Source organism: Tateyamaria sp., assembly GCF_059783535.1.
On record NZ_JBYNDP010000143.1, the window covers coordinates 1 to 8,938 of the forward strand.

The 8,938-nt window shown below is 60.0% G+C and carries 8 protein-coding genes and 1 pseudogene; 6 read left to right on the forward strand and 3 right to left on the reverse strand.

Annotation, left to right across the window (positions count from 1 at the left end; translation table 11 throughout):
- Window positions 1-840: 840 nt before the first annotated feature.
- Both AC6RA8_RS19040 and AC6RA8_RS19045 read left to right on the forward strand, forming a co-directional pair.
- A complete protein-coding gene (locus tag AC6RA8_RS19040; RefSeq protein WP_500354891.1) occupies window positions 841-1,446 on the forward strand; it encodes a peptidoglycan-binding domain-containing protein in 606 nt (201 codons plus the stop codon).
- A gap of 110 nt (window positions 1,447-1,556) precedes the next feature.
- The gene (locus tag AC6RA8_RS19045; RefSeq protein WP_500354892.1) at window positions 1,557-2,039 is read left to right on the forward strand and encodes a DUF2244 domain-containing protein; all 483 of its coding nucleotides are present in this window, start codon (window positions 1,557-1,559) and stop codon (window positions 2,037-2,039) included.
- A 118-nt stretch (window positions 2,040-2,157) separates the two neighbouring features.
- Here AC6RA8_RS19045 and AC6RA8_RS19050 read toward each other — a convergent pair whose 3' ends face one another.
- Window positions 2,158-2,628, reverse strand: coding sequence for a GatB/YqeY domain-containing protein (locus tag AC6RA8_RS19050; RefSeq protein ID WP_500354894.1), 471 nt, complete (start codon window positions 2,626-2,628; stop codon window positions 2,158-2,160).
- Between the two features lie 205 nt (window positions 2,629-2,833).
- Here AC6RA8_RS19050 and carA point away from each other — a divergent pair, with 205 nt between their 5' ends.
- Both carA and AC6RA8_RS19060 read left to right on the forward strand, forming a co-directional pair.
- On the forward strand, window positions 2,834-3,982 hold the full coding sequence (carA, locus tag AC6RA8_RS19055) for a glutamine-hydrolyzing carbamoyl-phosphate synthase small subunit (RefSeq protein ID WP_500354895.1): 1,149 nt from the start codon (window positions 2,834-2,836) through the stop codon (window positions 3,980-3,982).
- An 81-nt stretch (window positions 3,983-4,063) separates the two neighbouring features.
- Window positions 4,064-5,953, forward strand: a complete 1,890-nt coding sequence (locus AC6RA8_RS19060) for a glycosyltransferase (protein WP_500354897.1) — start codon at window positions 4,064-4,066, stop codon at window positions 5,951-5,953.
- Here the strand turns inward: AC6RA8_RS19060 and AC6RA8_RS19065 are convergent.
- A complete protein-coding gene (locus AC6RA8_RS19065; RefSeq protein ID WP_299209450.1) occupies window positions 5,950-6,603 on the reverse strand; it encodes a GntR family transcriptional regulator in 654 nt (217 codons plus the stop codon). The two genes, AC6RA8_RS19060 and AC6RA8_RS19065, sit on opposite strands and share 4 nt — an antisense overlap.
- A gap of 105 nt (window positions 6,604-6,708) precedes the next feature.
- Between AC6RA8_RS19065 and AC6RA8_RS19070 the strand changes: the two genes are divergently transcribed.
- Window positions 6,709-7,356, forward strand: coding sequence for a pyrimidine 5'-nucleotidase (locus AC6RA8_RS19070; protein WP_500354899.1), 648 nt, complete (start codon window positions 6,709-6,711; stop codon window positions 7,354-7,356).
- 62 nt (window positions 7,357-7,418) lie between these two features.
- Window positions 7,419-8,624 carry a UbiH/UbiF family hydroxylase gene (locus AC6RA8_RS19075; RefSeq protein WP_500354901.1) on the forward strand — a complete coding sequence of 402 codons (1,206 nt, stop codon included), beginning with the start codon at window positions 7,419-7,421 and terminating at the stop codon, window positions 8,622-8,624.
- Window positions 8,625-8,724: 100 nt separating this feature from the next.
- On the opposite strand, the pseudogene AC6RA8_RS19080 reads toward AC6RA8_RS19075, so the two are convergent.
- Window positions 8,725-8,938, reverse strand: a pseudogene (locus AC6RA8_RS19080) (alanine--glyoxylate aminotransferase family protein); the annotation flags it as partial.

Consider the following 8,938-nt stretch of genomic DNA (forward strand, 5'->3'; position numbering starts at 1 on the left):
GCGGATACGCTGGAATGGACCCTGCCCAGCCCGCCGCCAGAGCACACGTTCGAAACCCTGCCCAAGCAGGAAGACTGGGACAAAGCGCCGTCGCACTAAGCGCCGTGCAGACATGAAAACCAAGAAGGGCTCCGGTGGCGACCGGGGCCCTTTTTCTTTGGAAGGAATTGCACAAGTGCATGTTGCGTACACTTTCGCAGCGTTGCTTGCGCTGATCCCACTCGTTACAGCAACATGGCGAGGCTGGCCCGCACAGCGACTCCTCGCATCAAGCGCGTGAAGCTCCGTGCTTGGGCCGGAGCGAAAGGTTGGCTTTCCACCTGGTCAGTGCGCGCGCCAATACATGTCGGGGGTCTCGCATTTGGTTTGATTAGCCTCTCTTTGCCGGGTCGGATTGTTTTGTCGCGCCCTCGGGGTTGCGCGGTCAAACGAGCTGGGTGCAGACGCTGAATAGGCCGGATCAAATGGACATCGCTATGACCAGGTCGTTCGCTATGCCACCGCATATCACCCTGATACATGCCTTGATCTTCCAGCACGCCTGAGCTCTTTCACTTAGCCGGCTAAACTCTGTGGCTTTGCCCATAGACCCAACGAATACGTGTAAAACCGCACCCCCACATGCGTTGTTATGCAATATCACGTAACAAAACTGGGCCATTCACCGCCCACCTCCCTGTCAAAACGCGCAGATCACCGCCCACGCGCGCGCAAGGCTCACAAACCACCTTCCACCGTCTGCACACCGTCCCATATCCAAACCACACTGCTGCCCGCGGACCGCGTTGCCCGAACACCGTGACCCGCTTCCCGCAGGACAACAGACGAAAGGAGCATGTCATGCTGTCGAAAACATTTTTATCCGCTGCCCTTGCAGCCTCGCTCGCCCTTGTGCCTGCCACCAGCGCCACTGCGGACCGAAAGGACTTCATCGCCGGCGCCATCCTCGGCGGCATCGGCGGCGCAATCATCAACAATGAAGTGCGCAAGAACAAGCAACGGCAGGCTGCCCGCAGCCGCGCCGTAGCCCCCCGCACCTACGCCGCGCAACCGCGCACCTACCGCGCACCGGCCAAAAAAACCTATCGCCCCTCGATCCCCGCAACCCAGGAAGGGCGCGAGATCCAGTCCTCGCTCAACTACTTCGGTTTTGACGCCGGCAGCGTCGACGGTCGGGTTGGATCAAGAACGCGCGACGCCATCTCGGATTACCAGCGCTACATGGGCTATGAAGGCACCGGCACGCTGACGACTTTCCAACAGCACTTGCTAACGTCGTCCTACCTGCGCGCCGAAGCAGGTGGCAGCCGCACATTGCAGGATATCGCAAGCCTCCCTGACGGCACCCGTGGCCTTCTGAAACTCTACCGCGAGGATCTTGCGTCCGGCAGCAGTCAACAGCGCCGTCTGAGCCCCGAACCGTCGGCCTCCTATACCGACCTCTAACACCCCCGCCGCTATGCCACCGCCCTCAATACTCCTCCAGGGGGGCGGTGGCACCTTGGCCGCGACAACCTGACCTTCGACTTGGCGCGTTCGCGGCGTATAACATCCTTATGCCTTACCGCTGGACCACAGAACCCGAAGCACAGGTGCAGGAACTCCACCTCTGGCCACATAACTCCCTTCCTCAGCGGGGCATGGCCGCGTTCGTGCTGGCGACCTTTACACTCATTCTGATCCCGACCCTGCCCCTGCTGGGGTCAGTCGTGTTGTGGGGCCTGCTGCCCTTCGCCATGGGCGCCGTCTGGGCGATGTATTTCGCCCTGCGACGCAATCGGCGCGCGCGTCAGATCATTGAGGTTCTGACACTGGATGCAGACGAAACCCACCTCACCCGCACCGATGCCAATGGCGAGGTGCAGGAATGGGATTGCAACCGCTACTGGACCAAGGTGACCAAGTACGATGACGAGGGACCGGTGCCGCACTACGTCACGCTCAAGGGTAAAGGGCGCGAAGTCGAAATCGGCGCCTTCCTGAGCGAGGAAGAACGCATCGCACTTTATGACGACCTTACGCGCGCTCTGCGGCGTTAGAGCGTCCTAAGTCCGTTTCTGTGTGCGGCAGATCTGCAGCTTTAGTGGGAGCATGAGCATGCTCCCCGTGAAAGTCCGCAAAACAGGGCATTCACTGCCTCAGATCACAGTGTTGCCACTAGTGGGCCGCTGCGCAGAGCCGTTCCTTGACCATGGGACCCACCGCGCCAAAATCCATCTGACCGGTGTATTTCGATTTCAGAACACCCATGACTTTGCCCATGTCCCGGATGCTCTCGGCACCAACCTCGGCAATGGCGTCATCCACCGCTTTGGCCGACGCATCTGCGCCTAGCTTCTGCGGCAGGAATTCTTCGATGACCTTTGTCTCTGCCATCTCGCGTTCGGCCAGATCAAGCCGTCCGCCTTCTTCATAGGTCTTCGCACTTTCATTCCGCTGCTTGACCATTTTGCCAAGGATCGCAAGGACTTCGCCCTCACCCACCCCGTCGTCCTGACCGGCGGCACGGGCGTCGATATCCTTGTCCTTGATGGCGGCGTTGATCAGCCGCAGCGTCGAAAGTCGGTCTGCATCCTTGTCTTTCATGGCCTGCTTGAGCGCGGCCGAAATCTTGGTGCGCAAATCCATTTGATGTCCATCCCCATGGGCACGTGTTGAACGTTAAAGGTACGTCATACGTCAGGTTGAGGCAAGGGAATGCCAACGCCTCAACCAATTGATTTAAAACAATAAAGTAAATTGACCAATAGGCTTGACCAACACAGGTCCGCACATTAGTTTCCGCGCAATTTGCCTGCACCCGCTGTCTTTGCCCGCACCTGGAAGCTCTGCCATGACCCCTGCCAAACCCACCGCCTGCCTTGCCCTCGCTGACGGCACACTGTTCTACGGACAAGGCTTCGGGGCGACCGGTCAAACGCAGGCCGAGCTGTGCTTTAACACCGCCATGACCGGGTATCAGGAGATCATGACGGACCCCTCCTACGCAGGTCAGATCGTCACCTTCACCTTCCCTCATATCGGAAATGTAGGTGTGAACCCGGAAGATGATGAAACGGGTGACCCGGTTGCATCCGGCATGGTCGTCAAGTGGATGCCCACCGACCCATCAAACTGGCGCGCAGCCGAAGGGCTGTCGGGCTGGTTGGCATCGCGGGGGCGCATCGCAATTGGTGGTGTCGACACACGCCGCCTGACCCGCGCCATCCGGCAGGCCGGCGCCCCGCACGTGGCCCTCGCCCACAGTCCAGACGGGGTTTTCGATATCGAAGCGCTTGTCGCTTCTGCCCGCAACTTTGCAGGGCTGGAAGGCATGGATCTGGCCAAGGACGTCACCTGCTCCCAATCCTACCGCTGGAACGAAAAACGGTGGGCCTGGCCTGAGGGTTACACGCCCCAAAATGACCCAAAATTCAAGGTTGTCGCCGTGGACTACGGCGCCAAACGCAACATCCTGCGCTGCCTAGCGTCTGCCGGTTGTGACGTCACCGTGCTGCCCGCAACCGCGACCGCAGAAGAGGTGATGGCACACGATCCAGACGGCGTGTTCCTGTCGAATGGTCCCGGGGATCCCGCCGCCACAGGCGAATATGCAGTGCCCATGATCAAGGACGTTCTGGACAAGGATGTGCCCGTCTTTGGGATTTGCCTGGGCCACCAAATGCTGGCCCTCGCCCTCGGCGCCAAGACGATCAAGATGAACCACGGCCACCACGGTGCAAACCATCCCGTAAAGGACCTTGATACCGGCAAGGTCGAGATCACGTCGATGAATCACGGCTTTGCCGTGGATGCACAAACCCTGCCAGCGGGCGTTGTGGAAACACATACATCACTCTTTGACGGGTCCAATTGCGGCATCCGTGTCGAAGGCAAGCCAGTCTATTCGGTGCAATACCACCCAGAGGCCAGCCCCGGACCGCAAGACAGCTACTACCTGTTCGAACGGTTTGCAGAGGCAATGGCCGCGCGAGCTGGTTAAAAACCAAGCGATTACAATGGTCTTAACGGACTGTTAACCATGAGACGCCATTGGTGAGGGTTCCTGTGCCTGGGACCCGACATGAGCGATCCGCTATTACGTCTGTCTTTTCCGCAGCCGGTCACCCGGCCTGTGCGTCCTGCCGTGCCCGTGGGACGACAGTTGGTAAACGCCGGACTGATCAGCCAGACAACCTTGCTTGAAGCGCTTGCGCTGCAACATCAGCTCGATGCCCCGCTGGGCGAGATATTGGTGGCCGAAGGACATGTTGAGCCTGACGACGTGCTGGCCGCACTTGCCGTGCAACACGACGCAGACCGTGTGGATCTGACCATCGACCCGCCCAATCCGTTGACGAAATCAGCCATGCCTGCACGGATATGCCAACATTTTGGTGTCGTGCCATGGCGGTGGATCGGCAATACGCTTCTGGTGGCAACGGCACGGCCAGATCAGCTGTCTGCAGTGAGCGACATGCTCGATGATCCCTCCATCACGCTGTTGCCCGTCATCGCGTCCATCGACCAGATCCACGATCAAATCACCATGATCTATGGCGCGCAGCTTGCACATCAGGCTGCGCACAAAGTGCCAAAAGAGGTCAGTTGTCGGACGTGGGCCCCGGGCATGGTCGGCGCACTTGCTCTACTGTCTCTCTTGATACTGTCTCTTGTGCTCTTTCCCGCCTGGACGGCAACCGTATTGATTGGATGGGCGGTGTTTACACTGGCACTGACCACGGGTCTTAAACTGGCCGCGGTCGTCGCGCGACTGATGCACCGTTTGCCTGCCCAACCCGAACCCGTATCCACGCCGCTTGCTGGTCGCCTGCCCCGCGTGTCAGTCATGGTTCCCCTGTTCAATGAAGAGCGAATTGCGGAGGCGCTGATCACACGTCTGTCCCGCCTGACATATCCCAAGGCTCTTTTGGACGTTGTTCTGGTGCTCGAATCCAAGGACAGCGTGACCCGTGCGACCCTCGCCCGCACGCGCTTGCCAAAGTGGATGCGCGTCGTTGAAGTGCCGGATGATGGCACGATCACCACGAAACCCCGGGCCCTCAACTACGCGCTGGACTTCTGCAAGGGCGAAATCATCGGAGTGTGGGACGCCGAAGATGCGCCAGAGCCGGATCAGATCGAAAAAGTCGTCTGGAAATTTGCGGCGGCGGGTCCTGACGTTGCATGCCTGCAAGGTATACTTGACTACTACAACGCCCGCCACAACTGGCTCGCGCGCTGTTTCACCATAGAATACGCAAGCTGGTGGCGACTTGTATTGCCCGGTGTTCAACGTCTCGGGCTTGTCTTACCTCTGGGCGGCACGACACTCTTCTTCAGGCGTGCAATCCTCGACGAATTGGGCGGTTGGGACGCACATAATGTGACCGAAGACGCGGACCTTGGCATACGGCTGGCACGCCGCGGCTACCGCACTGAATTGATCCCCACCGTCACCTATGAAGAAGCCAACTGTCGCGCCTGGCCTTGGGTGAAACAGCGATCTCGGTGGATCAAAGGGTTTTTCATTACCTATTGCGTACACATGCGCCGCCCTGTTCAACTTCTACAGGATCTTGGTTTCAAAAAGTTTCTTGGCGTGCAGGCGATGTTTCTGGCCACGGTCTCGCAATTCGCAGCGCTTCCACTGCTTTGGAGCTTCTGGCTGCCCGCCGCCGGCCTGCCTCACCCGGTCATGGAGACACTGGGCGCAACCGTCGTCTGGTCTGCCGCATCTTTCTTCATTGCGGCGGAGTTGTTGAACATGGCAATTGGGATGCTTGCAGTATCGGACCGCGATCATCGCCATCTGCTGCCTTGGGTTCTGACCGTACCACTCTATTTCCCGCTTGGCGCCATCGCCAGCTACAAGGCCATCTACGAACTGGTGCGCGCGCCGTTCTATTGGGACAAAACCCAACACGGGACGGCAAGCGGCGATGTGGTCGAACCGATCAGATACGCGGATTAGGCTTCGTCGCGGCGCGTCTCTGCATCCTGCTTCAAACGGGTCATGAACGCGACCGAGATATGATCGCGCAGCGCCTGTCCGGCTTCGGCCTCATCCTTCGCTTCGATCGCCCGCACGATGCGGTCATGTTCATCCTGGGCGATGCGCGTGCGTCCGTCCGCGGCCAGCGATGTGGTTGCCATCAGCGCCATGGTCCTGTGCACAAGGTCAAGCTGTTGAACAAGGTAGCGGTTGTGCGACGCAAGATGAATCTGCGTATGGAACCGCCGGTTCGCACGGGCCAGTGCAGGCGGATCGTTGATCAACGCGTTGTCGGCCTCCACCATCTCACGCAGGATGCGTACCTCTTCCGCCGTGGCATGTTGTGCGGCCAAGGATGCCGCCAACCCCTCAAGCTCGCGGCGGACAACATAAAGCTCCGACATCTGGTTGTGGTCAAGAGAGGCAACGATCAGACTGCGCCCATCCCGCGACAACAGCGACTGCGTTTCCAACCGTTGCAATGCCTCACGCACAGGTGTCCGCGACACACCAAACCGTTCCGCCAACTCGCTTTCCACCAACCGATCACCCGGTCGGTAAGTTCCGATGTCGATTGCTTCGAGGATCATCGAATAGGCATCGGTATGTGTCGGGCGTGCGGCGCGCATGGCATCCTCGCAAGTCATTGAATTTCCAAACCATAGTGCGCACGCCCATAGTCACGCAACCCCAAGCACTTGCGTACTGCGCGCACCAGCCCTATCCACGACCCTATGCCAGCTGATGATTTTGCACATGTCCGCGCCTGGGTCTTTGATCTGGACAATACACTCTACCCGCCCGCCGTGCGCCTTTTTGATCAGATCGAAGTGCGGATGACAGCCTATGTCATGGAGGCTTTGAAGGTCTCGAAGCGTGAGGCGGACCGGCTGCGCAAACACTATTGGCACACCCATGGCACAACCCTGGCCGGCCTGATGCGGGAACACGAGATCGACCCGCTGCCCTTTCTGGAGGACGTGCACGACATCTCATTCGATGAACTGTCACCCGACGTGGATCTGGCCGCACGTATCGACACGCTGCCGGGACGCAAGATCGTCTATACGAATGGATGCGCCCCTTATGCAGAACGCGTGCTGGCGGCGCGCGGGCTCTCGGGCAGGTTCGACGCGATCTATGGCGTTGAACATGCGGATTTTCAGCCCAAGCCGGATCGCGCCGCGTTTGATCGCGTCTTTCGCCGCGACGGGCTCGAACCCGAACGCGGTGCGATGTTCGAGGATGAGCCGCGAAACCTGGCCGTGCCCCACGCCATGGGAATGCGCACGGTTCACGTGGCGCCGGCACGCGCCGATGGGGATCACATCCATCACCACACCGATGACCTCGCTGATTTTCTGTCCCGGCTCACCGGGTAGGACAGGATGCCACCTTGGCACTGGGACCGGGCGGCATAGTTTGCGGGTAGCGGAGGTGCGAAATGACCGAAACCTGTGACATCCTGATTTCCGGCGGCGGTATTGCAGGGCTGACTGCTGCGGCGGCTTTTGGGTCGGCCGGGTTCAACGTCATCTGCGTTGATCCAACCCCACCCGTGACCGAGCGTGAGGCCGAGGGTTCGGACATGCGCACCACAGCGATGCTGCAACCCGCCCGTGACTTGCTTGAACGCGCAGGCGTTTGGGACGCGCTTGCCCCGCATGGCGCGGCGCTTGAAGTGATGCGCATCGCGGACGCCGCCACTGACACAGGCGCCGCGCGCGAGGTCAAATCCTTCCGAGCGTCGGATGTGTCTGACCTGCCCTTCGGCTGGAACTTTCCGAATTGGCGCTTGCGGCGCGAACTGGTGGCAAGACTTGATGCCCTGCCAAACGTGGACTTCCGACCCGGCACCGGCACCAGCCGTTTCCTGGGTCGCACGGCAGAGGCGCGAGTCACGCTGAGCGACGGAACGCGTATTAAAGCCAAGCTGGTCGTAGCCGCAGATGGCCGCAATTCACCCGTACGGCAAGCCGCCGGAATTGGGGTCACGACCAAACGCTATGGCCAAAAGGCGCTGGCCTTTGCCGTGACGCATCCGATCCCGCACGAAAACGTTTCGACTGAAGTACACCGCACGGGCGGTCCTTTTACGCTCGTGCCCCTGCCTGATCACGAAGGGATGCCCTGCTCTGCTGTTGTCTGGATGGATGACGGTGCGAAGTCGATGGCTCGGTTGGCGTTGGAGGCCGCAGAGTTCGAAGCAGAGATGACCGAGCGCAGTTGTCACATACTCGGGCCACTCAATCTCGCATCGCGCCGCACGATCTGGCCGATCATCAGCCAGATTGCTGAACGTTTGAGCGGTACAAGAGTGGCCCTGATCGCCGAAGCCGCGCACGTGGTGCCGCCGATTGGCGCGCAGGGGCTGAATATGTCGCTGGCCGATACGACAACTCTGCTGGATCTGGCGATAGACCAACCCGAAAACCTTGGGGATGCAGCAATGCTCGCCCGCTACCAAAAGGCGCGCTACGGCGATATCCGCATGCGCGTGACCGGCATCGACCTTTTGAACCGGGCAAGCCAAGCCACATCACCGCTAGCGCGCGATGCAAGGGCGCTCGGCCTGAACGCATTGCATGAGATTACGCCAATCCGCAAATCACTGATGGAATTGGGGTTGGGCGTGCGGCGCGCAGGGTAAGGCGGACCTTTGGTCCGCCGGGCGCACGGCACGTGCGCCTCACGTTTCCAGATCCTCGTAAGGCGCACGTGCCGTGCGCCCGGCGGACGGCACCTCCGCCTTACAACACCTGATCCACGACACGCCGCAGACGCTCGACCGTGCCGTCCACATCATAGAGTTTGTCCAGGCCAAAAAGCCCGATACGAAACGTTCGGAAGTCAGCGGGCTCATCACATTGCAAAGGCACCCCTGCGGCAATCTGCATGCCCTGTGCCGCAAAGCGTTTGCCGGTCTGCACATCCGGATCGGCGGTGTAACTCACAACCACGCCC

Bases quoted from the DNA above. Each gene is read 5' to 3' on its own strand.
- AC6RA8_RS19040 (WP_500354891.1), top strand. From the start codon at position 841: ATGCTGTCGAAAACATTTTTATCCGCTGCCCTTGCAGCCTCGCTCGCC.
- AC6RA8_RS19045 (WP_500354892.1), top strand. From the start codon at position 1,557: ATGCCTTACCGCTGGACCACAGAACCCGAAGCACAGGTGCAGGAACTC.
- AC6RA8_RS19050 (WP_500354894.1), bottom strand. From the start codon at position 2,628: ATGGATTTGCGCACCAAGATTTCGGCCGCGCTCAAGCAGGCCATGAAA.
- carA (WP_500354895.1), top strand. From the start codon at position 2,834: ATGACCCCTGCCAAACCCACCGCCTGCCTTGCCCTCGCTGACGGCACA.
- AC6RA8_RS19060 (WP_500354897.1), top strand. From the start codon at position 4,064: ATGAGCGATCCGCTATTACGTCTGTCTTTTCCGCAGCCGGTCACCCGG.
- AC6RA8_RS19065 (WP_299209450.1), bottom strand. From the start codon at position 6,603: ATGCGCGCCGCACGCCCGACACATACCGATGCCTATTCGATGATCCTC.
- AC6RA8_RS19070 (WP_500354899.1), top strand. From the start codon at position 6,709: ATGCCAGCTGATGATTTTGCACATGTCCGCGCCTGGGTCTTTGATCTG.
- AC6RA8_RS19075 (WP_500354901.1), top strand. From the start codon at position 7,419: ATGACCGAAACCTGTGACATCCTGATTTCCGGCGGCGGTATTGCAGGG.